The sequence below is a fragment of the Micromonospora cynarisoli genome, from assembly GCF_030518815.1.
In the GTDB taxonomy this organism is placed as follows: domain Bacteria; phylum Actinomycetota; class Actinomycetes; order Mycobacteriales; family Micromonosporaceae; genus Micromonospora; species Micromonospora wenchangensis.
This window is the reverse complement of record NZ_CP130426.1, coordinates 515,099-539,760: the sequence shown is the minus strand read 5'-3', so window position 1 is coordinate 539,760 and position 24,662 is coordinate 515,099. Positions and strand designations below refer to the sequence as shown.

General features: G+C 74.5%; 24 protein-coding genes. 4 read left to right on the top strand and 20 right to left on the bottom strand.

The window, feature by feature from the left end:
- Positions 1-4 precede the first annotated feature (4 nt).
- From Q2K16_RS01950 to Q2K16_RS01940, 3 genes are read right to left on the bottom strand one after another with little or no spacing between them, the layout of a single operon-like run.
- Entirely contained in the window at positions 5-457 is a 453-nt protein-coding gene (locus tag Q2K16_RS01950; protein ID WP_302743232.1) for a MaoC family dehydratase, read from the bottom strand.
- Positions 454-1,356, bottom strand: a complete 903-nt coding sequence (locus Q2K16_RS01945) for an amidohydrolase family protein (protein ID WP_302743231.1) — start codon at positions 1,354-1,356, stop codon at positions 454-456. The genes Q2K16_RS01950 and Q2K16_RS01945 overlap by 4 nt, the downstream gene beginning before the upstream one ends.
- A gap of 60 nt (positions 1,357-1,416) precedes the next feature.
- Positions 1,417-2,343 carry an SDR family oxidoreductase gene (locus Q2K16_RS01940; protein WP_302743230.1) on the bottom strand — a complete coding sequence of 309 codons (927 nt, stop codon included), beginning with the start codon at positions 2,341-2,343 and terminating at the stop codon, positions 1,417-1,419.
- Between the two features lie 82 nt (positions 2,344-2,425).
- Between Q2K16_RS01940 and Q2K16_RS01935 the strand changes: the two genes are divergently transcribed.
- The gene (locus Q2K16_RS01935; RefSeq protein ID WP_302743229.1) at positions 2,426-2,890 is read left to right on the top strand and encodes a MarR family winged helix-turn-helix transcriptional regulator; all 465 of its coding nucleotides are present in this window, start codon (positions 2,426-2,428) and stop codon (positions 2,888-2,890) included.
- A 6-nt stretch (positions 2,891-2,896) separates the two neighbouring features.
- Here the strand turns inward: Q2K16_RS01935 and Q2K16_RS01930 are convergent, their stop codons facing one another.
- The 4 genes from Q2K16_RS01930 to Q2K16_RS01915 are packed head-to-tail and all read right to left on the bottom strand — an operon-like array spanning position 2,897 to position 5,867.
- Positions 2,897-3,652 carry an IclR family transcriptional regulator gene (locus tag Q2K16_RS01930; RefSeq protein WP_302743228.1) on the bottom strand — a complete coding sequence of 252 codons (756 nt, stop codon included), beginning with the start codon at positions 3,650-3,652 and terminating at the stop codon, positions 2,897-2,899.
- Between the two features lie 30 nt (positions 3,653-3,682).
- Positions 3,683-4,621, bottom strand: a complete 939-nt coding sequence (locus Q2K16_RS01925) for a PDR/VanB family oxidoreductase (protein WP_302743227.1) — start codon at positions 4,619-4,621, stop codon at positions 3,683-3,685.
- Positions 4,618-4,827 carry a hypothetical protein gene (locus Q2K16_RS01920; RefSeq protein ID WP_302743226.1) on the bottom strand — a complete coding sequence of 70 codons (210 nt, stop codon included), beginning with the start codon at positions 4,825-4,827 and terminating at the stop codon, positions 4,618-4,620. Before Q2K16_RS01920 ends, Q2K16_RS01925 begins: the two co-directional genes overlap by 4 nt.
- A complete protein-coding gene (locus Q2K16_RS01915) occupies positions 4,824-5,867 on the bottom strand; it encodes an aromatic ring-hydroxylating oxygenase subunit alpha (protein WP_302743225.1) in 1,044 nt (347 codons plus the stop codon). Before Q2K16_RS01915 ends, Q2K16_RS01920 begins: the two co-directional genes overlap by 4 nt.
- Positions 5,868-6,048: 181 nt before the next feature.
- Between Q2K16_RS01915 and Q2K16_RS01910 the strand changes: the two genes are divergently transcribed.
- Positions 6,049-6,843 carry a class I SAM-dependent methyltransferase gene (locus tag Q2K16_RS01910; RefSeq protein WP_302743224.1) on the top strand — a complete coding sequence of 265 codons (795 nt, stop codon included), beginning with the start codon at positions 6,049-6,051 and terminating at the stop codon, positions 6,841-6,843.
- A 33-nt stretch (positions 6,844-6,876) separates the two neighbouring features.
- Here Q2K16_RS01910 and Q2K16_RS01905 read toward each other — a convergent pair whose 3' ends face one another.
- From Q2K16_RS01905 to Q2K16_RS01875, 7 genes are all read right to left on the bottom strand, one after another.
- A complete protein-coding gene (locus Q2K16_RS01905; protein ID WP_302743223.1) occupies positions 6,877-9,582 on the bottom strand; it encodes a M48 family metalloprotease in 2,706 nt (901 codons plus the stop codon).
- Complete coding sequence (locus Q2K16_RS01900) at positions 9,575-10,141, bottom strand: hypothetical protein (protein ID WP_302743222.1); 567 nt, start codon at positions 10,139-10,141, stop codon at positions 9,575-9,577. Before Q2K16_RS01900 ends, Q2K16_RS01905 begins: the two co-directional genes overlap by 8 nt.
- A 120-nt stretch (positions 10,142-10,261) precedes the next feature.
- Positions 10,262-11,227 carry a nitroreductase family protein gene (locus Q2K16_RS01895; RefSeq protein WP_302743221.1) on the bottom strand — a complete coding sequence of 322 codons (966 nt, stop codon included), beginning with the start codon at positions 11,225-11,227 and terminating at the stop codon, positions 10,262-10,264.
- A complete protein-coding gene (locus Q2K16_RS01890) occupies positions 11,227-12,315 on the bottom strand; it encodes a GNAT family N-acetyltransferase (RefSeq protein ID WP_302743220.1) in 1,089 nt (362 codons plus the stop codon). The genes Q2K16_RS01895 and Q2K16_RS01890 overlap by 1 nt, the downstream gene beginning before the upstream one ends.
- Positions 12,312-12,752, bottom strand: coding sequence for a DUF4188 domain-containing protein (locus Q2K16_RS01885; protein WP_302743219.1), 441 nt, complete (start codon positions 12,750-12,752; stop codon positions 12,312-12,314). Before Q2K16_RS01885 ends, Q2K16_RS01890 begins: the two co-directional genes overlap by 4 nt.
- A gap of 2 nt (positions 12,753-12,754) precedes the next feature.
- On the bottom strand, positions 12,755-14,332 hold the full coding sequence (locus Q2K16_RS01880) for a phenylacetate--CoA ligase family protein (RefSeq protein WP_302743218.1): 1,578 nt from the start codon (positions 14,330-14,332) through the stop codon (positions 12,755-12,757).
- Positions 14,333-14,445: 113 nt separating this feature from the next.
- Positions 14,446-15,828, bottom strand: coding sequence for an FAD-dependent monooxygenase (locus tag Q2K16_RS01875; RefSeq protein ID WP_302746341.1), 1,383 nt, complete (start codon positions 15,826-15,828; stop codon positions 14,446-14,448).
- A gap of 644 nt (positions 15,829-16,472) precedes the next feature.
- Between Q2K16_RS01875 and Q2K16_RS01870 the strand changes: the two genes are divergently transcribed.
- Complete coding sequence (locus Q2K16_RS01870) at positions 16,473-17,993, top strand: endo-1,4-beta-xylanase (RefSeq protein WP_302743217.1); 1,521 nt, start codon at positions 16,473-16,475, stop codon at positions 17,991-17,993.
- Between the two features lie 183 nt (positions 17,994-18,176).
- Complete coding sequence (locus tag Q2K16_RS01865; protein ID WP_302743216.1) at positions 18,177-18,617, top strand: hypothetical protein; 441 nt, start codon at positions 18,177-18,179, stop codon at positions 18,615-18,617.
- 35 nt (positions 18,618-18,652) lie between these two features.
- On the opposite strand, the gene Q2K16_RS01860 is transcribed toward Q2K16_RS01865, so the two are convergent.
- The 6 genes from Q2K16_RS01860 to Q2K16_RS01835 are packed head-to-tail and all read right to left on the bottom strand — an operon-like array spanning position 18,653 to position 24,655.
- Positions 18,653-20,287, bottom strand: coding sequence for an FAD-dependent oxidoreductase (locus tag Q2K16_RS01860; protein ID WP_302743215.1), 1,635 nt, complete (start codon positions 20,285-20,287; stop codon positions 18,653-18,655).
- Positions 20,287-20,994, bottom strand: coding sequence for a GntR family transcriptional regulator (locus Q2K16_RS01855; RefSeq protein ID WP_282341816.1), 708 nt, complete (start codon positions 20,992-20,994; stop codon positions 20,287-20,289). The genes Q2K16_RS01860 and Q2K16_RS01855 overlap by 1 nt, the downstream gene beginning before the upstream one ends.
- Positions 20,994-21,677, bottom strand: a complete 684-nt coding sequence (locus Q2K16_RS01850; protein ID WP_302743214.1) for an N-acetylmannosamine-6-phosphate 2-epimerase — start codon at positions 21,675-21,677, stop codon at positions 20,994-20,996. The genes Q2K16_RS01855 and Q2K16_RS01850 overlap by 1 nt, the downstream gene beginning before the upstream one ends.
- Complete coding sequence (locus Q2K16_RS01845) at positions 21,674-22,639, bottom strand: N-acetylglucosamine kinase (protein WP_302743213.1); 966 nt, start codon at positions 22,637-22,639, stop codon at positions 21,674-21,676. Before Q2K16_RS01845 ends, Q2K16_RS01850 begins: the two co-directional genes overlap by 4 nt.
- Positions 22,636-23,658, bottom strand: coding sequence for an ABC transporter ATP-binding protein (locus Q2K16_RS01840; RefSeq protein ID WP_302743212.1), 1,023 nt, complete (start codon positions 23,656-23,658; stop codon positions 22,636-22,638). The genes Q2K16_RS01845 and Q2K16_RS01840 overlap by 4 nt, the downstream gene beginning before the upstream one ends.
- Entirely contained in the window at positions 23,633-24,655 is a 1,023-nt protein-coding gene (locus tag Q2K16_RS01835; RefSeq protein ID WP_302743211.1) for an ABC transporter ATP-binding protein, read from the bottom strand. The genes Q2K16_RS01840 and Q2K16_RS01835 overlap by 26 nt, the downstream gene beginning before the upstream one ends.
- Between the last annotated feature and the right edge of the window lie 7 nt (positions 24,656-24,662).

Sequence of the window (24,662 nt, the reverse complement as noted above, 5' to 3'; positions counted from 1 at the left end):
GGCCTCAGGCGTGGAAGCGGTACAACCCGCGGGCGACCACCGCCGGCTTGGTGCCGCCCTCGATCTCGATGGTCTGGTCGACGGTGAGCTGGTAGCCGCCCCGCACCTCGGCCACCTCGACGACGGTGGCCCGCATCCGCACCCGCGCGCCGACCACGACCGGTGCGGGGAAGCGCACCCGGTCGAGGCCGTAGTTGACCTTGGTGGACACGCCCTTGACCTCCAGCAGCTCGGTCCAGAACGGCACGGCCAGCGACAGGGTGAGGAAACCGTGGGCGATCGGTGCGCCGAACGGGCCGGCCGCCGCCCGCTGCGGGTCGACGTGGATCCACTGGTGGTCGTCGGTGGCGTCGGCGAACAGGTTCACCTGGTCCTGGGTGACCGTCCGGTAGCCGGTGTGCCCCAGGTCGGTGCCGGCGAGGTCGGCGAGCTGGTCGTAGGTGATGGTCGTCGTCATGGCGACTCCTCTCGTCGGTGCGGGGCGAGGCCCAGCAGCCGGGCCGCATTGTCCTTGAGGATGCCCGGGAGCACCTCCGGCCTCAGGTCGGTGGCCGCCACGTCGCGCAGCCACCGGTCGGGGGTCAGCAACGGGTAGTCGGTGCCGAACAGCACCCGGTGCCTCAGCACCGAGTTGGCGTGCCGCACCAGCGCGGCCGGGAAGTACTTCGGGCTCCAGCCGGACAGGTCGATCCAGGTGTTGGGTTTGTGGGTGGCCACCGACAGCGCCTCGTCCTGCCAGGGCACCGACGGGTGGGCCATGACGATCTGCAGGTCGGGGAAGTCGGCGGCGACCGGGTCGAGCAGCATCGGGTTGGACAGTCCGAGCCGCAGGCCGTACCCGCCCGGCAGGCCCGCGCCGATGCCGGTCTGTCCGGTGTGGAAGATCGCCGGCAGGCCGGCGCGCTCGATCAGGGCCCACAGCGGGGCGTACGCCGCGTCGCCGGGGTCGAAGCCCTGCACGGTGGGGTGGAACTTGAACCCGCGTACCCCCTCCTGCTCGATCAGCCGGGCGGCGAGGTCGAGGGCCGCCGCGCCGGTACGCGGGTCGACCGACCCGAAGGGGATGAGCACGTCGGCGTGGTCGGCGGCGGCGCGGGCGATCTCGGCGCTGGACAGCGGCGGGTGCCGCAGTTGGGTGCCCGCGTCGACGGTGAAGACGACGGCGGCCATGTTCCGCTCGCGGTAGTACCGGGCCACCGCGTCGACGGCAGGCCGGGGCCCGTCGGTGCGGAAGTACTTCGACACGGCGGCCACCAGCGGTTCGGGCAGCGAGGCGTGGCCGTGGTCGTCGACCTCGATGTGCACGTGCATGTCGATCGCGGTGACGGCGTCGAGGTCGATCGCGGACTGGTACATGGGGCGGCCTCCGTCGGCGGTCCGGTCCGGCGGTTCGGGCGGTCTCGTCGGTCGGCCGGGTCAGGGGGTCGCCGGCTGGAACTGGGCGGGCAGTTCGGGGAAGCGTTCGCCGACGCTCTGCGTGGCCCCGTCGAACGTCGTCGGCCAGGCGTCCACCAGCGCGTCGTAGGTCCAGCCGCCCTCGCGGTAGGCGGTGAGGGCCGCCTCCGGGTGGGTCCAGATCTGGAGGCGGTCGCCGCCGACCCCGATCACCTGCCCGGTGACCTGGGCGGATGCGTCGGAGGCGAGGAAGGCGACCAGGCCGGCCACGTCGGCGACGGTGCCGAAGCCGAGGTCGTGCCGGAAGAACGCGGGCATCGGCTCGCCGTCGGCCTCGGCGCGTACGGCGGCGGCGAAGTAGGGGACGGTGGCGGTCATCGCCGTCGCGGCGACCGGGACGACGGTGTTGGCGGTGATGCCGGCCCGCTTCAGCTCCAGCGCCCAGGTGCGGACCATGCCGACGATGCCCGCCTTGGCCGCCGCGTAGTTGGTCTGGCCGAAGGTGCCCCGCTGGCCGGTGGGCGAGCCGATGCAGATGATCCGGCCGCCCTCGCCGGCCTGCCGCATGTGCCGCACCGCCTCGCGCACGGTGGTGAAGGTGCCGCGCAGGTGCACGGTGACGACGGTGTCGAAGTCGTCGTCGCTCATCTTCCACAGCACGGTGTCGCGCAGGAGTCCGGCGTTGGTGACCAGGGCGTCGAGCCGGCCGAACGCGGCGAGGGCGGTGTCGACCAGTTCCTTGGCGGTCTCGGTCGGGCCCACCGGCGCGGTCACCCCGACGGCCCGGCCGCCGGACGCCTCGATCGTGGCCACCGCGCCGGCCGTGGCGTCGGCGTCGATGTCGTTGACCACGACGCGGGCACCCCGCCGCGCCAGCTCCTGGGCGTAGGCGAGGCCGAGGCCGCGCCCGGAGCCGGTGACGATGGCGACTTTGCCGTCCAGTGACATGGGCACTCCCTTTCGTCGATGCGATCTGAGCACGAACCGTTGAGAATGTCAATTATTCAGGAACCTTGCTACCATCGTCGCCATGCCCGCCGAACGGACCCGGTCGACCGGCAGCGACCGGCTACGGGACAGCGCGCTCGCCGGTGACCTGAGCTTCCTGCTGGCCCGCGCCAACGCGCTCGCCCTCGCCGCGGCGAACACCGCCCTGGCCACGCACGGCCTGAAGGCCCGCTCCTACTCGGTGCTCGCCCTGGCCGCCGACGACGCCCGCCCGACCCAGCGGGAACTCGCCGAGTTCCTGCGGCTCGACCCGAGCCAGGTCGTCGCCCTCGTCGACGGGCTGGAACAGCGGCACCTCGTCGAGCGGCACGCCGACCCCGCCGACCGGCGGGCCAACGTCCTCGTCGCCACCGACGCCGGCCGCGACCTGTTCGCCCGCGCCCGCGACGCCGTCCGCGCCGTCGGGATCGACTCGCTGTCCGTCGTGCCGGCGCAGGACCAGGCCCGGCTGGCCCGGCTGCTGCGACTGCTGGCCTTCCCCGACTGATCACCCTCACCGGGGCGTGCTGCTGCCCAACGCCCGGGACAGCACCCGGCCCGCCGCCTGGACCAGCGGGGCCAACGCCACCGGGTCCGCCCGGTCGTGGGCGACCACCAGCGACAGCGCCGCCACCACCCCCTCCGGGGCCCGGACCGGCGCGGCCACCGACAGGGCGTCCATGGTGACCTGACGGTCGCTGACCGCGTACCCAGCCCGGCGCACCTCGGCCAGGCAGCGGCGCAGCCGCCCCGGATCGGTGACGGTCAGCGCGGTGTAGCGCTCCAGCGGCGCGGCCAGCACCCGTTCCTGCACCTCGACCGGGGCGTGGGCGAGCAGCACCAGCCCGACCCCGGTGGCGTGCAGCGCGAACCGGCCACCCACCCGGGTGAGCACCGGCACCGCCTGCCGGCCGGCGATCCGTTCGACGAAGACCAGTTCGAGCCCCTGCCGGACGGCGAGCTGCACGTTCTCGTGCGTCACCTCGTACAGGTCCTCCATCACCGGCAGGGCCACCTCGCGCAGCCCCAGACCCCGGGGCGCGAGCGAAGCCACCTCCCACAGCCGCAGGCCGATCCGGTACCGCCCGTCGTCGCCCCGCTCCAACGCACCCCAGGCGAGCAGTTCCGCCACCCGGCGGTGCACGGTGGACAGCGGCAGCCCGGCCCGGCGGGCCAACTCGCTGAGCGTCAGGGCCGGGCTGGCCGGGGTGAACGCGTCGAGCAGCGCCAGCACCCGACTGGTCACCGTCCGGCCCGGCTGCCCGCGCATCCCACCATCCTCCCCGCCCGCGCCGGCCGGTCACAGTTCCAGGACGAGCCGGGGGGTACGGGCCCGCGAGACACAGATCAGCATGGTGTCCCCGGCGGCGCGGTCCTGGGCGGACAGCAGGCTGTCGCGGTGCTCGGGCACCCCGGCCAGCACCGGTGTCTCGCAGGTGCCGCAGGTGCCCTCCCGGCAGGACGACAGGACCGGCACCCCGGCCTCCTCCACCGCCCGCAGGATCGGCACCCCCGGCGGCACGGTCACCGTCCGCCCGGACAGCGCGAGTTCCACCTCGATCGCCGTGTCCGGGCCGGCGGTCCCATCCCGGGGGGCGAACCGCTCGACGTGCAGGCGGCCGGGCGGCAGGTCCCGGCAGTGTTCCTCCACCGCCCGCACCAGCGACTCCGGGCCACAGCAGTAGACCAGCCCGTCGTCGGCCCCGGCCAGCAGCCGGGGCAGGTCGAGCAGACCGGTCTCGTCCTGCGGGTACAGGCCGACCCGGTCGCCGTACCGGTCGCGCAGGGCGGTGGCGTAGGCCATCGTGGAACGGGTCCGTCCGCCGTACGCCAGTCGCCAGTCCCCGCCCGCGGCGTCGGCGGCGGCGAGCATCGGGACGATCGGGGTGATCCCGACGCCACCGGCGACGAAGCGGTAACGGCTGGCCGCGACCAGCGGGAACGTGTTGCGGGGGCCGTGCATCCGGACGGTTGCGCCGACGGTGAGCCGCTCGTGCGCCGCCCGGGAGCCGCCGCGCCCCGCCGCCTCCCGCTGCACCGCGATCCGCAGGACGGTCCGGTCGACGGGATCACCGCACAGCGAGTACTGCCGCAGCAGACCGGGGCCCAGTTCCAGGTCGACGTGCGCGCCCGGCTCCCAGCCGGGCAGCGGTCCGCCGTCCGCGCGGGCCAGGCCGAACTCGACGACCTCGGCGGCCACCTGCTGCCGGGCGACCACGACGAGGTCCGTTCCGGTCACGCCGGCACCGCCTGTCGACCGGTCGGGACGGTCGCCGGCACGACCGGGACGTGGTGGCCCTGCGGGTGACCGAGCAGCCACTGCCACAACTCGACGGGCTCCTCGGCGAGCCGCTGCGCGCCGCAGTGGCAGGTGCCCCGCAGGGTGTCCGTGCCCGGCACCCAGTGGACCCGGTAGACCCGGTCCCCGCCGGCCCCGGGCGTCACCGGGGCGCTCCCACCGTCCCCGGGGCGACCAGCCGGGCCAGCAGCCGTCGGGCGGCCAGCCCACCGGTGTCGATGTTGATGCTCAGCTCCTGGTACCGCTCCGGTTCGGCGGCGATCACCCGCTCCAGCACGTTCAGCGCCGCCACGTCCTGCATCACCACCGTGTGGTTGCTCTGGTGCAGGTACGCGCTGACCGACTCGTCGTCGACCGCGAAGTCCCGGGCCACCGCCCAGAAGTCGTACGTGCTGTGCGCGGTCGACGGGGTGATGGCGTAGACGATCTCGGCGTGGAAGGCGGCGCTGTCCTCCCCCTCGGCGGGTGGATAGACGCCCTGCGGGGCGATCCGGCTGTGCAGCAGGTAGAGGCACGGCGGGTGGTACTCGATGTCCTGCCAGCGGGTGATCCGACCCTGGATGCCTGTCGAGCGGGCGTAGAACGGCGGGCACTCGGCGTCGTCCATGTGCCGGCTGACGCGCACCACACCCCGGTCCTCGTCGACCTCGGTGGTGATCGGGGTGTCCGCCACCTCGGGGGTGCCGATGTAGCCGCCGTGCAGGTAGGTCTCGTGGGACAGGTCCATCAGGTTGTCCACCAGCAGGCCGTAGCGGGCGTCCAGCGGGGCCATGCCACGGACCACCGCGTACCGGGGGTCGGCCAGCCACGGCGCGCGGGGGATCGTGGCCGGGTCGGCCCGCTCCCGGTCGCCGATCCACACCCAGACGAAGGAGTCCTGCTCGACCACCGGGTACGCCGCGACCCGGGCGGTGCGCGGAATCCGCCGCTGACCGGGGACGAAGACGCAGGTTCCGGTGGGGTCGTAGGTGAAGCCGTGGTAGCCACAGACGACGGTGTCGCCGTCGAGGCGGCTCTGCGACAGCGGGTAGCGCCGGTGCACGCACCGGTCGGCGAGCGCCACCGCCTCCCCCGCCCCGGTGCGGTACAGCACCAGCGGTTCACCGAGCACGGTACGGGCGAGCAGGTCCCGGCCGACCTCGACGCCGTGGGCCGCCACGTACCACTGGTCCCGGGCGAACTCCATCCGCACGACCTCCTAGCGGGCTGACCATCGATGGAGACGAATCATCGCGTCCGGGGCCGCCGCTCGGGGACCATGCCTTCCGTTGGGTGGAAGACGGGGTGGAGGCACCGCCGCCGGGGGCTCACGTCGGCGTCGCCCGGCCGGGGCACCACCGCTCCGGGCCGTCCGGCACGATGGTCGGGTGGACACTCAGGGCTACGCCTTCGACAACGCCAGCGACCAGGCCACCGCCCACCACGACGCGCTGTCGGGCCTGTTGGACGAACCGACCCGGGCCGCGCTCACCGAACTGGGCGAGCTGACCGGCCGGCGCTGCCTGGAGGTGGCCGCCGGAGCCGGCAGCATCGCGCTCTGGCTCGCCGGACAGGCCGCCGAGGTGGTCGCCACGGACATCGCCCCGCAGCACATCCCGGCCCGGCCCCGCCTCGTCGTGCGCCGGCAGGACATCGTCACCGACCAACCACCCGGCACCTTCGACCTGGTGCACGCCCGGCTGGTCCTCGGGCACCTGCCCCGACGGGAGGAGGCCCTGCGGCGGATGGTCGCCGCGCTGCGGCCCGGTGGTGCGCTGCTCATCGGCGAGTTCGCCCACCCGCCCGTCGACTTCGTCGCCGACGCGCCCGACGCGGCCACCGCCGATCTGCTGATCCGCTACCTGGCCGCGCACGTGGCGGCGCTGACCGCCCGGGGTCTCGACCCGGGGTGGGCACAGCGGGCCCCCGCCGTCTTCGCCGCCGCGGGGCTGACCGACGTGCGGTCCCGCACCACGGCGCCGCGCTGGCGTGGCGGCGGCCCGGGCTGCCGGTTGCTGCGGGCCGGCATTCCGCAGCTGCGGGCCGCCCTGCTGGCCCACGGGCTGACCGACGCCGACCTCACCGCGATGACGGCCGCCCTCGACGACCCCCGGGTGGTCGTCAACGGCTTCCCCTTCGTGCAGGTCAGCGGTCGCGCCCCGCACCGCCCCGGCCCGGTCTGACGCCGTCGGGCCCGCCGTCCCGTCACCCGCCCGTCAGAGCGGGCTGCGGACGAAGGTCTGTTCGCTGCGGGAACCGTCGGCGTCCGTCCTGATCACGAGCCGGTCGGCGGTGCAGCGGTAGGTGCCGCCGAAGTCCTCCGGCGGCCCGGTCAGCGGCAGTTCCCGGTCGTCGACCCGCAGCACCCGGTCGCTGGCGGCGACCTGGTCACGTTGGGCGTACCGGCCGGCCCCGGCCGACCAGCGGTAGGTGACGGTGCCCCGCTCCACGCTGCGGACGGTATGCCCGTTGAGGGTCCCCTCGGCGACGAACAGGTCGTACAGGTCGGTCGCGGTGCCGTCCGCCCGGTAGGCGGTGGCGTGGCCGCCCGCCGCCCCGGTGGACAACTCGACGGCGGTGTCGGCGGTGAGGCCGGCCAGCCTGCCCAGCGGTGAATCGGCCGCGACGGGCAGGTGGGCCCGACCGGCCGCGAGTCGCCACACCCCCACCAGGCAGGGGTCGTGCTCCCGGGTCGGCGGTGGCCGGCGGCCGACGGCCACGGCCGCCCCGCCGGTCACCAGCAGCAGCGCCACCACAGCCGTCGACCACCAGCGCCGCCGGGCCGCCACCGCGAGCCCGGCGGTCACGGCGGACCCGACGGCGGCGCCGAGCGCCGCCACCACCGGTGCGACGACCAGGGCGTGGGTGAGGACCCGACCGGCGGTGTCGGGATCGACGGCGGGGGCGCAGCTGGGCGCACCGGCCACACACGACAGCAGCACGTCGGCGACCAGTACGGCCGGCGTCAGCAGCGCCCCCGCCGTGAGGGCGGCCAGGAGGCCGTGCGGCGGCGACAGCCGCCGGGTGGCGACCGCCGCCACGGCGACGGCCAGCTCGACGAACGTGACCGGCAGCAGGGTGTGGCTGGTGACCAGGGTAGCCGCGGTGGCCGTCGCCAGCCCGGGATCATGCACCGCCGCCCCGACACCGAGGGGCACCAGCGGCAGCACCAGCGCGCCGACCACCCCGGCGGTCGCGCCCAGCCGCAGCGCCCGCCGGGTGGCGCCCCGGCCGGCCAGGACCGGGAACAGCATCGCGAGCAGCGGCAAGGCGAGCAGGTACGGGGCCGAGGCGGCGATGATCCGCACGTAGAAGGCGATCATGTCCAGCAGGGTCAGCGGGGTCGCCGCCCCGGTGCCCTCGCGGGCGGCGACCAGGCGCAGCATGCTCCACCCGTCGTCGACGGCCCCGGCGTCGAGGATCAGCAGCATCGCCACGTACGCGGCGGTGAGCACCGACGTGGCCAGGGTCGCGCCGGCCCAAGCCCACCGGGTCCGGCGTACCGCCGACGGGGCGAGCCGCCGCAGGTGGGCCCGCGCGCCGACGGCCACCCACCGCCCCAGCAGCGCGCCACCGGCGATCCACAGCGCGGCGAGCAGCGCCTCGACCCACCAGGCCCGCAGGTCGTCGCCGTACGCCACCCGCCAGGCCAGGCGACGGCCGATGAGCAGGCCACAGGCCAGCGCCACGCCGAACATCACGCCGGAGGTGGCCCGGCCGCCGGTGTGCCGGGCCCACCAGGCGGCGCGCCACAGCGCCCCGGTGACGACCAGGGCGAGCGGCACCCCGAGCAGGACGCCGGCGACGAAGGCGCTGCCGGTGACCGGGTCGGCGCCCGGCAGAACGGCGGGCAGGCTGGTCGTCAGGTCCCGCAGCGACGGTGCGGCGATACCGGCGGCGAGGCCGGCGCCGAGCGCCTCGACCGGGCGGGCGGTGAACCGGCGGCCCGGATCGTCGAGGGTGTCGACGCGGGCCCGGGCCAGGGGATGGAACCGGAACACCGCGCCGAGGCGGGCCCACCGCCCGGTCCGCCGGTGGTCGGCGGCGAGCAGCGACCGGACGGTCGCGGCGTCGGCGGCGGTGAGCCGGGCGTCGGCGGTGAACTCCCGGGCCCGCAGCACCGACCACGCCGACACCTGCACGATCAGCGCGAACGCGGCGAGCCGCCAGGAGTCGGCGAGCAGGTGCCGGCCGGCACCGGAGCGCAGGTAGGTGACCGTGACGGGGACGAGCACCCCGAGGGGAAACGCCCACGCCTGGGCGATGGTCAGCCGGGTGAGGTGGATGTCGGCGTTGCGGACGTGGGCCAGTTCGTGCAGGACGACGGCGCGGAACACCCCGGGCGCGACCCGGTGGGTGTGCACCAGGCCCAGGTCCAGCCGGACGTACCGCCACGGGCCGGCACCGAAGGTGTTGCCGCTGATCCGCGCCGACCGGGACACCACGAACGTCGGCGGGCGGCGCAGCCCGGCCGCACGGACCAGGCCGGCCAGGTCGGCCCGCAGCGCCTCGGTGCCGGGAATGCGGTCGAGACGGCGCAGGCCGCGTAGTCGGCACTCGCACCAGGGTGCGACGAGATAGGCCAGCGCGGTGACCGCCGCGAGCACGGCGAGCCCGACGAGCATCTGGCGGACCACGTCCGGGCCGAGGCCGGCGGTGCAGCGCCGGATGGCCGCCAGACCTGTCTCGTCGACGGTGCCGGCCCGCACGTCGATCGGGAACGGCCGGGTCCGCAGCACGTCGCTCATGCACTGCGCGCGGGCCCGGGTCGCGTCGCTGTCGACGAGGACCGTCGACCAGCCGAACATGCTCGTGCCGACGACCGCGGTCACCGCGGCCACGAACCGGCCGAGCGTCGTCGAGGGCAGCGCGGGCGTCGGCGCGGCGGCCGGGGCGGTGGGTGCGCGGGTGCCCTCAGCCACCGTCGACATCGGTTCCGGGGGCGTCGTCGCCGGTGGTGCCGAACCGCTTGGCGAACGCGTCGCGTACGGCGTCGCGCAGCAGGGCGACCTGGTCCTCGGTCAGGGCCCAGCGGGGGTCGCGGGCGGCGGCGGTGACCGCCTCCTCGATCCGCAGCAGTTGTCCCGGCCGCAGCCGCACCGCGGGCGGCGGTGCGGGCAGTGCCCGGTCGCCGCGGCCACGCCACCGCCGGCCGAGCCCGCGCAGGCCGCCGCGGACCGCCTCGGTGGCCTGGTCGCGGACGCCGTCGCGCAGCGCCTCCACCGCGATCCCGGTGAGCACCAGCAGGTACGGCAGGAGCGGTTGCACCACCGTCTCGAAGCCGCCGCCGCCGGCCTCGCCGCCGCCGACCCGGGTCAGCCCGGCCGGGTCACGCCGCCAGTGGTCGGGGCGGCGGTGGTACTCGGGGGTGAGGAGGGCCAGCAGCGGCTCCTCGTCGGGGGCGACCGCCCGCACGGCCGACCGGACCAGGTCGTCGACGATCGTGTCCCGGCCGGTCGGCGGCGACGTGCTGCGGGTCATCGGGCCTCCGGCGGTGCTCGACGCGGTCTGCGCGGTCACCGTACGCGGGCCGGCCACCGGTCGCGGTCGGCAACCGGACAGTCCGCCCCGGCCCGGGGACGTCGGCCGTGGGTTCGCTGGTCAGGTCCGGACCCGGCGGGCCGAGCGGGGTGCGGGGCGGGTGGGCCGGCCGACCCGGGTGACGTGCAGCAGTCGGTGCGGCGCGACGTCGAGCAGCGCACCGAGCGCCGTCCGGGTGTCGGGGACGTCGATGAGCTGGTTGAGCGGGTGGGCGGCCAGACCCGCCGTGTGCAGGGTCAGCCAGGCCCGCAGCAGCACCCGTCCGAACTCGACCTGGCCGGGCGGGTCGAGGTGGTCCGGGGCGATCAGGACCAGCACGGTGCCGCCCTGGGCGAGGGGGTCGCCAGCGGCGGCGGTGAGCAGTCGCGGCAGGCCGAGCGGGCGCAGCACCGGGTACCCGGCCAGTGCCGCGCGCAGCCCGAGGGCGGCGGGACGCGACAGGACGAGGCACCTGTCGGTCAGCCCGTCGGCGTGGTAGCCCGGGTGTGCCGGGTCCAGCCGCAGCCAGTGCCGCAGTTCGGCGACGACCGCCGGGTCGGCGTACTGCCGGCGGTCGGCGGTGCGCAGCAGGGTGCCGAGCCGGCCGGCCTCCGGCACGGCCCGTACGCCGCCGCCGGCCGGGCGGGCGACCGCGTCCAGCGCGGTCAGGGTGTCCGGGTCGACCGCCCCGGCGAGGGTGCCTCGGTGGGTCTGGCGTTCCCACACGTCGCTGGTGCGGAACGGCGTCGGGTAGCGGTCCGGGGCGGGGCGCAGCAGCCCCACCCACCTGTGGTGTTCGTCGTGGTCGGCGACGTACTCCAGCCGCAGGCCGGCGTCGGCGGCGACGATCAGGCAGGTTTCGACGAACGCCCCGAGGGACAGCCGCAGGTCCCGGCCGGTGGGGTCGCCGACGGGCAGGGTGTGGGCGGGGTCCCAGCCGATCCGGATCGCGTCGGGTTCGTAGCCCAGCCGCCACGGCTGGGTGTTGTGCGCGCTCGGTGCCCGCCAGCACCACGGTTCGAGGGCGCGGAACGCGTCGTGGTCCATCAGCGCTCCCTGGCGTAGAAGGTGTACCCGTGCAGCGGGCGACCGCCGAGGCGACGGTACTGGGCGGCCGAGGCGGCGTTGTCCCGCTCGACGTAGGTGCTGCGCAGTGTGGTGTAGCCCCCGTTATACAGGTTGCGGTGCAGGTGGGTGGAGAGCAGCCGTTGGTAGCCGCGTCCCTGGTGCTGCGGGAGCACCCCTTTGACGATCAGCACGGCCTCCCGGCGGTAGCGGCGGCGGGAGGCCAGCAACCGGGCCTGGTTGAGCAGGTGCAGGTCGCCCCGGACGGCGATCAGGAACTCGCTGATGTCGGGTACGCAGAGCACGAACGCGACCGGCTCGCCGTCGCGGGTCAGGTAGAGCAGCAGCGACTCGTCCAGCAGGTACGCCAGCCCGTCGGTCTGCCGCCGTAGCTGTGTTGCGGAGATCGGCGTGTAGTAGCCGAGCTGGGCGAAGGAGGCGTTGAGCATTCCGCGCAGCAGGTCGAGCTGTTCGTCGAGGCGGCGGACGTCGCCCCGGTGCAGCGCGATCCGGGCCCCGTCCGGGTCGACGTGCACCGGCGGGACCGGCTCCGGTGGGGCCGGCACGGGGCAGATCCAGGTGTCGGCCTCGAACCGGCGGACGAACCCGTACGCCTCGTAGGCGGTCGGGTACCACGGCGGGTTCCAGGCGCTGTCGACGAATCCCCGCTCGGCGTGCCCGGAGGTGATCACGCCGCCGGCCTGGTTGGGTAGCAGTGCCACCGGGCCGAACAGCAGGTCCCGGTCGGTGCCGGCGTGCGCGGCGATCGCGTCGAACAGCGGCTGCGCCGCCGGCTCGGTGAACTCGGTGAGCCCGAAGAGCTGGCAGCGGCGGCCGAGCTTGGCGTCGAAGTCCGCGTCGGTGTGCAGGGTGGTCCGGCCGACGACCGTGCCGGCGGCGTCGCGCAGCAGGTACAGCGGTACGCCGTCGCGCCACCAGCGGCGGATCTGCTGGCGGGGGGTGGGCACGTGGCGGGGTTCGCCGGCGTAGAGGCGGTCACCGAAGGCCAGGAACTGCCGCAGGCCGCGCCGGTCGGTGACCCGGGTGAACCGGTGCCGGGCCTGGCTCATCGGCGTACCGCCGGCCCGGTCGTCTCCGCGCCCAGCGGGGTGAAGGTGTCGATGTGCCCCATCTCGGGGCCCTCGGCCCGCCAGGTGCCGTTGGAGTAGCCGTCGGGGGTGGCGGTGTAGAGCCGGATGAAGCCGGCGGTGGCGTTGCGGGTGCCGTCGGTCAGCCAGACCATCAGCCGACGGTGGTGCCGGGTGCGGGCGAAACGCAGCATCGCGTCGCGGTCGGTGAAGAACGCGATGGTGCCGAGGGTCAGCGGGAACTGCCAGTAGACGGTGTGCCAGCAGTAGCCGTTCATCCGGCGCATGTCGCGCAGCATCCGGAACCAGGAGGGGGCGAGCCGCAGCAGCACGAGCGGGTTGGTGTAGCGGGTGCCGCCGATGAACATGGCGCCGGCGCGGGCCTGCGCGGGGGCACGGGAGAAGTCACGGGTACGCATGGTCACCTCACCAGGTAGCTGTTCTTGATCTTCTGTTGGCCGGCGAACGGGCCGGTGCCGGGCTCGTGCAGTTCGACCCGCAGGTCACCGGCGGTGGAGTCCTCCACCAGGGACTGCGCGAAGTCGCGGGAGACGGAGGTCAGGTGGCGACGGACGCCGAGGCGGCACGCGTCGGCGAGCGCGGCGCGTTGCGGGGCGGTCAGCGGGCGGCGCAGTTCGAGGTGGATCACCGGTCGGCTCTCCAGCGTCGCGTCCTCGACCAGGGCCAGGCAGAACCGGCTGATCTCGGCGGCGTACGGGTTGCCGACGTAGAGGCCGTACTCGACGTCCTGCGGGTAGAGGTTCGCGCCGAGGTAGGAGATGGTGGCGTCGCTGCGGCCGAAGAGCAGCAGCAGCGGCAGGGTCATCCGCTCGGCGGCGAGCGCGGTGCGCAGTTCGGCCCGGCGTACCGGGTCGACGCAGACCAGCTCGACGGCCCGCCGGTACGACACGAGCAGCGCCTCGTCCCCGACGTTGTACCGCAGCCGGGGCTGGAGCACGTCCCCGGTGACCGTGCAGAGCAGTTCCCGTCGCTCGTTGGTCTCCAGGTAGGTGGCGAACGGGTTGTACTGGAACACCATCGGCAGCCGTTGCTCGTCCGCGCCGAGCAGGGCGTCGCGCAGTCCCCGGTCGGTCTGCAGGCGGCGGCGCAGCCACACGGTGAACCGGGTCTCCGCGCCGATGCCGATGCTCAGGTCCGACGCCCCGTACGCCGACCGGACGAGGGTGAAGCGTTGCTCCAGGTAGTCGCGCAGCGCCTCGGTCATCGCCTCCCCGCCGCAACTGGCCGCGACGCGGTACCGCGACCAGGGGAAACCTTCGGCGTCGAGCCTGTCGCGCAGGTGCTTGAGAAACGGCGGGTAGGCGGTCACCAGGTAGTCGAAGTCGGGGCCGAACTCCCGCAGGGTGTCGATGATCTTTCCGAGGTCGGGGCCGGTGTTCTTCACCACCGCGATCCGGGCCATCGCCGCGCCGGTGGTCGTCCCGGTCGCCCAGGCCCCCATCGAGTAGGCGTTGATGACGAACGGCCGGCGCATCGGGAAGACCAGTCCGGTGTAGCCGGCGATGTCCCGGTGCACGGCGTGCAGTTCCCGTGCGCCGCGTGGCCAGTTGAACGGCTGTCCGGCCGAGCCGGCCGACTCGTCGACGACCACGCCCCGGGTGGGCAGCCGTCCGTGCCGGCAGCGCGCGGCGGCGTCGTGCGCCAGCACGTAGCTGCGCTTGTCGGTTTCGGGGAAGTCGGTGAGTCGGCGGCGTACGCCCGCCGGGCGGGCTTGCAGGAAGGCGCGGTAGGCGGGGACCTGCCGGGCGGCCCGCGCGCACACCGCCCGGGCGTGCGCGGCGGCCAGCGCGTCCAGCGCCGGGTGGTGCCGCCGGGCCGTCCAGCGCCAGCCGGCGGGGTGCCGGGCGGCGAGCCGGCCCAGCGCGGCCACCGCGCGGCCGAGGGCACCCAGGCCGACCTGCCGGCCGTGCGCCACCACGGCCGGCAACGGCGATTCGACGGTACGCAGGGCGACGGGTCGGTGCGGTAGCTCGGCCATGCCGACCACTCTGTCCGGGCTGGCGCGCCGAGTCCTGAGGCCGGGTGCGGTGGGTACCTGAGTATCCCTACTCGGTCGGCCCCCGGCACGACCGGGCCGGCCGGCCGCGTGGGTCAGCCGGTGGGCCTGCCGAACCAGCGGGTCAGGTGCTCGTCCAGGTCGGTCTGGTCGTCGCCGAGCCAGGCGACGTGACCGTCGGGGCGCAGCAGGACGCAGGGGGCGTCCAGGGCCGCCGTCGGGTCGGTGAGGTGGTCGACCCGGTCGGCCCAACCGGCGACGCCGAGCCGGCCCGTGCGGTCCAGCAGCAGGCCCCGGCCGTGGCGCAGCCGGTCGTAGAGGCGGCCCTGGCGCAGGTCGAGGTCGCGCAGCCGCCGGCCGAGCAGGTCGGGTCCCGGGCCGAGGTCGTAGCGGACGCCGATCGCGGTGATCTTCTCGATCAGATGGCGGTTCACCGCGTCGAAGGCCAGCAGTTCGGTGAGCAGCCGTCGGACGGCCTGCGGGCCCGGTTCGTCGGAGAGCAGTTCCGTCTGGGCGCGGGTGTTGTCCAACACGTCCGCGGCGACCGGGCGGCGTTCGTCCTGGTAGGTGTCCAGCAGGGTGGCCGGCGCCCCGCCACGGACCTGGGCGGCCAGTTTCCAGCCGAGGTTGACCGCGTCCTGCACGCCGAGGTTGAGGCCCTGCCCGCCGATGGGTGGGTGGATGTGCGCCGCGTCGCCGGCCAGCAGCACCCGTCCCACCCGGTAGGCGTCGGCGAGCCGGGTGGCGTCGCCGAAGCGGGACAGCCAGCGCGGGGAGTGCACCCCGAAGTCGGTGCCGGCGACGGCGTGCAACCGCTGCCGGACGTCGGCGATGGTGGGTGGCACCGTACGGTCGGCGACCCCGGCGGCGGGGACCACGACGCGACAGGCCCCGTCGCCGAAGGGGGTGAGGCTGAAGCGTCTGTCGACCTTCCCGAGCCCGGCCAGCGTGGCGGCGATCTCCTCCGGCGGCATGCCGACCGCCATCTCCCCCATCAGCGTCTCGGTCCGGGTGGGCTCGCCGGGGAAGCCGACGCCGAGCAGCTTGCGCACGGTGCTGCGTCCACCGTCGCAGCCGACGAGGTAGCGGGCCCGCAGCCGGTGCCCGTCGGCGAGCGTGACACGCACCCCCGCGTCGTCCTGGTCGAGGCCCACCACCGGCGTGCCGTGGCGGACCTGCGCTCCGAGGCCTGTCGCGTGCTCTTCGAGCAGCCGCACGACGACCGGCTGCGGGATGCCCAGCAGGTAGGGGTGGGCGGTGTCCAGTCCGGTGGGCGGGGGCGCGGCGATGGCGGCGAAGAAGCCGGCGGCCGGTCGTCTCCGGCCGTGTTCGTGCAGGCGGTCGAGCAGCCCCCGCATCGCCATCAGCTCGATGGTGCGCACGTGCAGGCCGACGATCCGCACCATCGACGGGGGTTCGGTCTCCCGTTCCAGGACGAGCACCCGGACGTCGTGCAGGCGTAGTTCGGCGGCGAGCATCGCGCCGGTCGGGCCGCAGCCGACGATGATCACGTCGGCGTCCCGGGGCAGCGGACCGGTGCCGGCCGGGGGCGGAAGGTCGGGGCCGGTGTGGCCGAACGGCGTGGGCACGGTCGGGTCGGCGGGTGAGGGGGTGGCGAACTGCGACTGGGACACGGATGGCGCCTTCCGGGAGAGCCTGGCGGGTGGGGCGCTCCCGGGCGACGGCTACGTCGGTCGCCCGACCGCGACGGGACGGGGGAGCACCCACATCGGTACGGCGTTCACGGGGTCTCACCTCCTCGGGCGGCGCGGACGGGACAGCGGCAAGGTACGCGCCCGATCGGCAGCCTGTCCAGCGCTTTTCCCGCCGACCGCGGGCCCCGTCGGGGTTTCGAATGTTTCGGCATCCGCCCGGCCGGCGGCGGGCCCGTCCGCGCGCCAGCCTCCGGCCGGCCCCGACCCGTCTCGCGCCCACCTGCGCGAACCCGCTCCCCCGCCGGGTCGCCGACCCCTAAGAGGTTTCCGGAACATTTCCGAAAGTTGTTGACAGTGTGGTCGGCCGGTATCGATACTGACCCTTCGATAGGCATACACATGCATCAATTATTGACGTCGTGTACCGAGGAGGGTCCGTGGGCAGCAGCCTGAGGCGACGCAGGATAGTGAGCAGAACAGCCTTGCCGGCGGCGGTGTTGCTGCTGGTCGGCGGCGCGGTGGCGGTCCAGTCCGGCACCCCGGCCGCCGCCGCCGAGACCACGCTGCGGGCCGCGGCGGCCAAGGCCGGTCTGTTCTTCGGCACCGCGTCCTCACCGAACCGGCTCTACCCGATCCTCGCTCAGGAATTCGGCCAGCTGACCCCCGAGAACGACATGAAGCCCGACCGGATCGCCACGTCGAGCGGTGGGCTGCAGAACACCAGCGGCGCGGACCAGCTGGTCAACCACGCGCAGAGCAACGGCATGCTGGTCAGGGGGCACACGCTGGTGTGGCACTCGCAGGCCGGCGCGTTGCAGGGGGCCAGCCAGGCCACGCTGAACACCTTCATCGGCAACGCCATCAACCGCTGGGGCAGCAAGATCGCCTACTGGGACGTGGTCAACGAGGCGCTGGAGGACAACAACACCGGTCGCCGCCGCAACCAGTGGCCGCACACCATGAACCGGGACGCCAACGGCGACGGCGACTTCTTCGACGCCGGGGACACCGACGTCATCCGGGACTCGTTCATCCGGGCCAAGCAGGTCGTGCAGGCCGGCGGATACTCCACCAAGCTCTGCATCAACGACTACGACGTCGAGGGGCTGACCGTCCAGGGCGGTGGCCCGAACCGCAAGGCCAACGCGCTGTACGACATCGTGCGGACCTACCGCCAGTACATCGACTGCGTCGGGTTCCAGTCGCACTTCAACGACAACCCGAACAGCATCATCAGCAACGACCTCCAGGCCAACATCCAGCGCTTCGCCGACCTCGGCGTCGAGGTGCACCTGTCCGAGGTGGACATCGACGACGACCTGAGCAACAACGACATCGGCACCGGCCAGGCGGAGAACTACCGCAAGGTCGTCCGGGCCTGCCTGAACGTCGCGAAGTGCACAGGCATCACCGTCTGGGGCATCTCCGACAGCGAGTCGTGGCGCTCCTCCGAGCGGGGCCTGCTGTTCACCGGCGGCAACGGCAGCTACCAGAAGAAGGCGGCGTACCACGCCGTCCTCGACGAGCTGAACAAGGGCCGGGGCACCACCCCGCCGACCACCACGCCGCCCCCCACCACGCCACCGCCGACCACGCCGCCCCCCACCACCCCGCCGCCGACCACCCCGCCGCCGACCACGCCGCCCCCCACCACCCCGCCGCCGACGACTCCCCCGCCGACCACGCCGCCGGCGACGACCGGCTGCACGGCCACGGTGTCGTTGAACTCCTGGACCGGCGGCTTCGTCGCCACCGTCCGGGTGACCGCCGGCAGCGCGCCGATCCAGGGCTGGAACGTCCAGCTCACCCTGCCGTCCGGTGCCGCGATCACCAACGTGTGGAACGCCAACCGCACCGGCACCGGCGGCAGCGTGCAGTTCAGCAACGTCAACTACAACGGCTCGGTCGCCGCCGGCCAGTACACCGAGTTCGGCTTCCAGGGCACCGGGTCCGCCTCCGGCCTGGCCCCGGTCTGCACCGCCTCCTGAACACCGCCTGTCCCGGGTGGGCGCGGACCGTCCGCCCGGGACGGGCACAGGGGGGCGGCACCGAGTCGGAAGAAGCTCCTGACGGCGCGAGGACGACCCGGCGGGCGACCGCCCCGTCGTCCTCGCGTCCCGGTGGTCCGCCTGCCGCTCCGGTCCCCCGGGGCGGCAGGCTAGGTTGCCCGGATGAGTCTCCTCGATGACGTCGCCCAGCGGGACGGTTGGCGATGCTGGGTGTGCGACGAGCCGGTCGACGCCGACATGTCGGTGAACCACGCGCGTGGTCCCAGTGTCGACAGCCGCACCGCCGACCGGAAGGCCAAGGTCGTGGAGCGGCTCGCGCACCGCGCCTGCAACAGCCGCAAGGGGGCGGTCAAGATCGTCATCGCCTGGCCGGATCACCTGCACGTGGTGGAGCCCGCGCCGCTGATCACCGTCGCCGAGCGGCTCTCCCGCAGGGCGGGCCGTGAGGTGGTCGCCCGCTGTCCGCGCCGCAGGGACGCTCAGGAGGCGGCGGACTGGCTGGTCGACCGGTTCTCCCGGCTGGTGCCCGGCACTCCGGTGACCGCGAGCGTCGAGGAGGGCGGCGGGCAGTACCTCGTCGCCCTGACCAGCGGCCGTCGCTGACGGCGGAGGTCCCGCCACTCCCCCGTACGTCGGGCTCAGCTCGGCAGGGTGTCGCCGTCCACCGGTCCCGGGGCCGTCGCCATGCTCGTCGGCCAGCGCAGGTCGACCCCCCGCCGGGCCAGCTCGGACTGGAAGTCATCGAGCAGTTTCGGGCTGGCGCGGACCCCGTGCGGCGACGTCTGCCGGTCCAGGCAGTAGGCGGCCAGCGCGCCGGCGGCCTCCCCGATCGACCACTCGGCCGGGTGCACCCGGTAGCAGCCGTTGGTGATGTGGGTGGTGCCCACGGCCTTGCCGGCGGCGATCACGTTGGTGACCCGCTCGGGCAGCAGCGCCCCGAGCGGGATCTCGAACGGGTGCGCCGCCACGTCGAGGTAGCCGTCGCCGCCGGTCGTCGGGTGCAGGTCGATCCGGTAGTGACCGGTGCCGACCGTGTCGGCATAGTGGACCGCGCCGGCGGCCCCGCGCACCGCGACCGACAGGTCCTGCTCGGTCGGCGTGGTCACCGCCACCAGCCGGCGGGCCTCCCGGATGTACGGCGCCTGCGCGAAGCCGTCGGCGGTGCCGGTCACGTCGGGGCGCAGCCGCAGGCCGGGGAAACCGGTGCCGCCGTCCGGGCGGGGTGCCTCGGTCTGCAACCAGTACAGGAACGCCTGACTGGCCTCCCTGGCCCGCCGGACGTGCCGCCCGGCGTCCGGCACGTCGAACAGCGGCCCGTCCAGGTAGTCGTTCATCGGCCAGTTGACGAGCGTCACGTCGCTGGCGAGGAGGCCGGGTCGGAACGCCTGCCGGTCGAGGACCCGCCGGTACGTCCACAGCTCCGGCGCGATCAGCCCCTCCTCCATCGAGGTCGCCGTCGAGCGGGGGTTGGGGGTGAACCGGCCGGTGACCGGGCGACCGGTGCGCGGATCGGGGTAGGTCCAGCTGAACAGGGGGCCCGGCCAGCCGGGTGCCGTCCGGGTCCGCCAGTGGTCGTAGTCGGCCGGCCTGTCCACCGTGTGGTCGCCGTCGACGTGTTCGAGGGCGAAGCAGACGGTGGCCGCCTGCATGTTCAGCGGAGCGGGCCGGGCCGGGGCGCTCGGTTCGCCGGTCTGCGCCTGCGACTCGGTGCCGGTGCGGTGCTCGATGCCGGCCAGGGCCAGCAGCTCACCGGTCTCGCTCGCCTCCAGGACGAGGCTCGCGCCGAGGTGGCGCAGCGTGCCGTCGGCGAGCCGGACGGTCAGCGCGGTCACCGTGTCCCCGTCGGTGTGGGCCCGCTCGACCTGCGCCCGGGTGTGCACGGTCAGCCGCCCCGCCGCCCGCCAGGGGGCGATCATGGCCTGCAGGACGGCCAGCGCCACCCGGGGCTCGTGACACAGCGGGCTGACCCAGCCGTTGCCCGGGTTCAGTGGCCGGTCGGACCCGTCGGAGGCCAGCGGATACCAGGTCCGGTAGTGGTCGCGTACCGCCTGCCGGAACCGGCGGTAGCTGGCCGTCGAGCCGTGCGTCTCGATCCAGGGGTGTTCGTCAGGCGGCACCGCCTGCGAGGTGAGCTGTCCCCCGATCCACCCGTACGGCTCGATCACGACGACCCGGGCGCCGCCCTCGCAGGCGGCCAGCGCGGCGGCGATCCCGCCCACGCCCCCGCCGACCACCAGGACGTCGGTGTGGTGCTCGGCCGTGGTGGTACGCATCAGTCTGCCTCGCCTCGTCGAGCCGTCAGGGAGAAGTGGTAGCGGTCGCCCCGGTAGAGCGACACCGCGCGTTCGACGGCCCGGCCGCGTCCGTCGTAGCCGATCCGGCGGACCTCGAGCAGCGCCGCCGATGGCGGGATCTCCAACAGGTCGCACTGCCGCCGGGTCGGCACGACGGCGGCGATCATCTGCTGGGCCACGGTGACCTGGACGTGGTAACGGTCCTTCATGATCCCGTAGAGGCCGGTGTCAAGGTTCTCCACCAGCAGCCCGGGGAACAGGTCGGCCGGCAGGTGCACCTCTTCGAGGCACATCGGTGCGCCGTCGGCGAGCCGGAGCCGCTCCACCCGGTAGAGCAGTGACCCCTCGGGCAGGCCGAGGTCCGAGGCGTCCGCGTCGCGGGCGACCATCGCGTCCGCGACGATCAGTTTGCTGCTCGGCAGCAGGCCCCGGGCCAGCATGTCCTCGGTGAACCCGCTGAGGCTGGTGCCCTTGGCGATGCGGGTGTCGGAGACGAAGGTGCCCTGCCCCCGGATGGTGTAGACCAGGCCGGCGTCGAGCAGCTCACGCAGCGCCTGGCGCAGTGTCGTCCGGCTCACGCCGAGTTCCTCGGCGAGGTCCCGCTCGCGGGGCAGGGCCGAGTGCGCCGGCAGGCCCGCGACGCGGTGCCGGAGTTCGGTACGGATCTGGCTCAGTTTGGTGGTCATCAGGAGTCCAACCGGGGATGCGGGCAGGCCTGCGCGAACCTGCGCGTGGTGTTGACCGGGTCCGAGATGGCGGTGCCGACGACGACTGCCCATGCGCCCTCGTCGAACGCCGCCGCGACCTGGGTACGGGTACGGTATCGCCCCTCGGCGATGACCGGAACCGGACAATGTCGACTGAGCGTCCCCACCAGGGCGATGTCCGGTCCGTCCGGAACGGGGCCTGCGGTGTACCCGGACAGCGTGGTGCCGACCAGGTCGGCGCCGGCGTCGACGGCGGCCAGGGCCGCGTCCAGGCTGTCGACGTCCGCCATGAACAACGCGCCGGCGGCGTGGGTCGCCGCGACGAGGTCGGACAGCTTCTCGCCGCCGGGCCGGGGCCGGCCGGTGCCGTCGGCCGCGACGATCTGCGCCCCGGCACCGGTCAGCGCGGTCACGTCGGCCTCGGTCGGGGTGATGTAGACCGGGCTGCCGGGGACGTGCCGCTTGACCAGCCCGACCACCGGCACCCCCAGGTCGACCATGCCCCGCACGTGGTCCACGCCCTGCCCCCGCAGACCGGCGGCGCCGCCGAGCACGGCCGCGGCCGCCATCGCCATCATGTGTCCGGTGTCCCGGAACGGGCTGCGGCCCTGGGCCTGACAGGACACGACCAGGCGTCCACGGATGGCATCGGCCACGTTCATCGGTGTTCTGCCTTTGCGTCGAAGTCGGTCTGGACGATGAGTGCGGCGAACGGGCCGGGCGGTGCGTCGGCCAGGGCCAGCGCGCCGGCGAGCGGGTCCCCGGCGGCCGGCACCGGCTGCGCCGCGGGCGCTGCGGCGCGCAGCGCCGCGGTGAACGACGGCCAGAGCAGGTCGGTGGCCCGGAAGACCCCGCCGGTGCCGGCGACCGGCACCGGGGCCGCACCGAGACCGGCCCGGAACAGCGCCCCGGCCACCGACTCGGCGAGCAGTTCGCCGGCCCGACGCCAGATCCGTGCGGCGTCGTCGTCGCCGGCGCGGGCCAGGTCGGCGACCGTGGCGGCGAAGCCCGCGACCCGTTCCGGGGTCGGTGGGTCGGCCCGCCAGCGGGCCGGCAGCGTCTCGACCGGCCCCCAGGCGGCGGTCACCGCGTCGGCCAGTCGGCCGGGTACGGCCCGGTCCCGGTCGCGCAGGGCGAGCCGGATCGCGGTCCGGCCGATCCAGTGCCCCGACCCCCGGTCGCCGAGCTCGGCGCCCCAGCCGTCGGAGCGGGCGGTCCGGCCGGTGGCGTCGGCGGCGAGGGCCACCGCGCCGGTGCCGGCGGCGACGACCGCGCCGGCGACCGGACCGAGCGCACCGAGGTACGCGGTCACGCTGTCGTCGGCGACCCGCAGCCGTCCGGGCCGGCCCAGGGCACGCAGTCCGGCTCCCAGCGCCCCGGTGGCCGGGGGCCGGCCGTTGAGGCCGGTCATGCCGACCCCGACCAGCACCCTCGGGTCCGGGTCGGGCAGCGGACCCAGGTCGGCCAGCGCACCGGCCACCGCCTCGGCGATCCGGGCGTCGGCGTCACCGGCCCAGAAGCCCGGGGTCTCGGCGTGCCCGGTCGACCGGCCGTGCCGGGCCACCGCACGGCAGCCGCCCTGGCCCAGGTCGACCCCGACCCGGACGGGTTCGACGCCGCTCACCGGGTCACCGCCGGATGCGACGGTGCGCTGTCGGCCAGGCTGGCCTCGGCGTAGTGGCAGGCGACCTCGCGTCCGGCGACCGTGCGCAGTTCCGGTTCGACCTCGGCGCAGTGCGGCTGGGCGAGGCGGCAGCGGGTCCGGAAGCGGCAGCCGGACGGTGGCGAGGCCGGGGACGGCACCTCGCCGGTGAGCAGGATGCGTTCGGTCGGCGGCGTCGCCCAGGGCCGGGGCACCGGGGCCGCCGAGATCAGCGCCCGGGTGTACGGGTGGGCCGGGGTGTCGTACACCGTCGCCGCCGGGCCGGTCTCCACGATCCGGCCCAGGTACATCACCGCGAGGTCGTCGCTGATGTGCCGGACCACCGACAGGTCGTGCGCGATGAACAGGTAGCCCAGCCCCAGGTCGGCCCGCAGGTCGGCGAGGAGGTTGAGGGTCTGCGCCTGGACCGACACGTCCAGCGCGCTCACCGGCTCGTCGCAGACCAGGATCCGGGGCGACATGGCCAGGGCGCGGGCGATGCCGACCCGCTGGCGTTGACCGCCGGACAGCTGGTGCGGATACCGGTCGGCGAGTTCGGCGGCGAGACCGACCCGGGCCAGCAGGTCGGCGGTGCGGGCCGGCCACTGGTCGCGGGGGACGGAACCGCGGTGCACCCGCCACCCCTCGGTCACGATGAAGGACACCTTCTTGCGGGGGTTCAACGACGAGTACGGGTCCTGGTAGACCATCTGGATCTCGGCGGTCAGCCGGCGTCGGCGGGCCGCGTCGGCGGTGTCGACCCGTTCGCCGGCGTACCAGATCTCGCCGCCTGTCGGTCGGCGCAGGCCGACGATGGTCCGGGCCAGGGTGGACTTGCCGCAGCCGGACTCGCCGACCAGGCCCAGGGTGCGGCCGGTGGTGACGGTCAGGCTGAGCCGTTCGACCGCGTGCACGGCCGCCGACCGGTGCAGCAGGCCGCCGTGGGTCGGATAGCTGACCTGAAGCTGCCGGACCTCAAGCCGCGTCTGCGACGTCGACACCGGCCATCACCTCCTCGGCGTAGTGGCAGGCCGCCTCGTGGCCGGCGGCGACGGTGCGCAGGGTCGGCCGGTCGGTGCGGCAGGCGCTGCGGGCGACGGGGCACCGGGGGTGGAACGGGCAGCCGGCCGGCGTCGCCAGTGGCGACGGCGGCATCCCCTCGATCGGGGTCAGCCGCTCGCCGCGGCGGTCGGGGGCGGGGACCGAGGCCATCAACCCCCGGGTGTACGGGTGGGCCGGGGCGTCGTACACGGTGCGCAGCGGGCCCGACTCGACGACCGTGCCGGCGTACATGACGGCGACCCGGTCGGCCACGTCGGCGACCACCCCGAGGTCGTGGGTGATGAGGATCATCGACATCCCGTCGGCCTCGCGCAGTTCGCGCAGCAGGTCCATGATCTGCGCCTGAACCGTCACGTCGAGCGCGGTGGTCGGCTCGTCGGCGATGAGCAGCCGGGGGCGCAGGGCGAGGGCCATCGCGATCACGACCCGCTGGCGCATCCCGCCGGAGAACTGGTGGGGGTAGTCGTGGGCCCGGCGGGCGGCGTTCGGGATGCCGACCCGTTCCAGGCCGGCGACCGCCTGCTGCCAGGCCTCCCGGCGTGAGGTGCGTTGCCGGACCCGGAACAGTTCGGCGATCTGCTGTCCGACCCGGACCACCGGGTTGAGCGCGGTCAACGAGTCCTGGAAGACCATCGCCATCTCGGTGGCGGACAACTCGCGGGTACGCCGTACCGGCAGCGCGGAGATCTCCTCGCCGTCGTACCGGATGGTGCCGCGTTCGATCGTGGCGCTGTGCCGGGGCAGCAGCGCCATCACCGCGCGGACGGTGACCGACTTACCGGACCCGGACTCCCCCAGGATCGCCAGTGTCTCGCCCCTGCCGACGGAGAACGAGACACCGTTGAGCGCCCGGTAGGCGCCGAGCGGGCCGTCGAACGAGACGACGAGATCGTCGACCGTCAACAGGGGACGGGGGGTGTGCGGTGGTGCGACCATCGGGTCC

Coding starts and splice junctions, on each gene's coding strand:
- Q2K16_RS01940 (WP_302743230.1), bottom strand. CDS start 2,343: ATGTCACTGGACGGCAAAGTCGCCATCGTCACCGGCTCCGGGCGCGGC.
- Q2K16_RS01880 (WP_302743218.1), bottom strand. CDS start 14,332: ATGGCCGAGCTACCGCACCGACCCGTCGCCCTGCGTACCGTCGAATCG.
- Q2K16_RS01855 (WP_282341816.1), bottom strand. CDS start 20,994: ATGACCACCAAACTGAGCCAGATCCGTACCGAACTCCGGCACCGCGTC.
- Q2K16_RS01835 (WP_302743211.1), bottom strand. CDS start 24,655: ATGGTCGCACCACCGCACACCCCCCGTCCCCTGTTGACGGTCGACGAT.
- Q2K16_RS01890 (WP_302743220.1), bottom strand. CDS start 12,315: ATGAGCCAGGCCCGGCACCGGTTCACCCGGGTCACCGACCGGCGCGGC.
- Q2K16_RS01935 (WP_302743229.1), top strand. CDS start 2,426: ATGCCCGCCGAACGGACCCGGTCGACCGGCAGCGACCGGCTACGGGAC.
- Q2K16_RS01860 (WP_302743215.1), bottom strand. CDS start 20,287: ATGCGTACCACCACGGCCGAGCACCACACCGACGTCCTGGTGGTCGGC.
- Q2K16_RS01875 (WP_302746341.1), bottom strand. CDS start 15,828: ATGCTCGCCGCCGAACTACGCCTGCACGACGTCCGGGTGCTCGTCCTG.
- Q2K16_RS01895 (WP_302743221.1), bottom strand. CDS start 11,227: ATGGACCACGACGCGTTCCGCGCCCTCGAACCGTGGTGCTGGCGGGCA.
- Q2K16_RS01885 (WP_302743219.1), bottom strand. CDS start 12,752: ATGCGTACCCGTGACTTCTCCCGTGCCCCCGCGCAGGCCCGCGCCGGC.
- Q2K16_RS01945 (WP_302743231.1), bottom strand. CDS start 1,356: ATGTACCAGTCCGCGATCGACCTCGACGCCGTCACCGCGATCGACATG.
- Q2K16_RS01850 (WP_302743214.1), bottom strand. CDS start 21,677: ATGAACGTGGCCGATGCCATCCGTGGACGCCTGGTCGTGTCCTGTCAG.
- Q2K16_RS01950 (WP_302743232.1), bottom strand. CDS start 457: ATGACGACGACCATCACCTACGACCAGCTCGCCGACCTCGCCGGCACC.
- Q2K16_RS01930 (WP_302743228.1), bottom strand. CDS start 3,652: ATGCGCGGGCAGCCGGGCCGGACGGTGACCAGTCGGGTGCTGGCGCTG.
- Q2K16_RS01865 (WP_302743216.1), top strand. CDS start 18,177: ATGAGTCTCCTCGATGACGTCGCCCAGCGGGACGGTTGGCGATGCTGG.
- Q2K16_RS01915 (WP_302743225.1), bottom strand. CDS start 5,867: ATGGAGTTCGCCCGGGACCAGTGGTACGTGGCGGCCCACGGCGTCGAG.
- Q2K16_RS01900 (WP_302743222.1), bottom strand. CDS start 10,141: ATGACCCGCAGCACGTCGCCGCCGACCGGCCGGGACACGATCGTCGAC.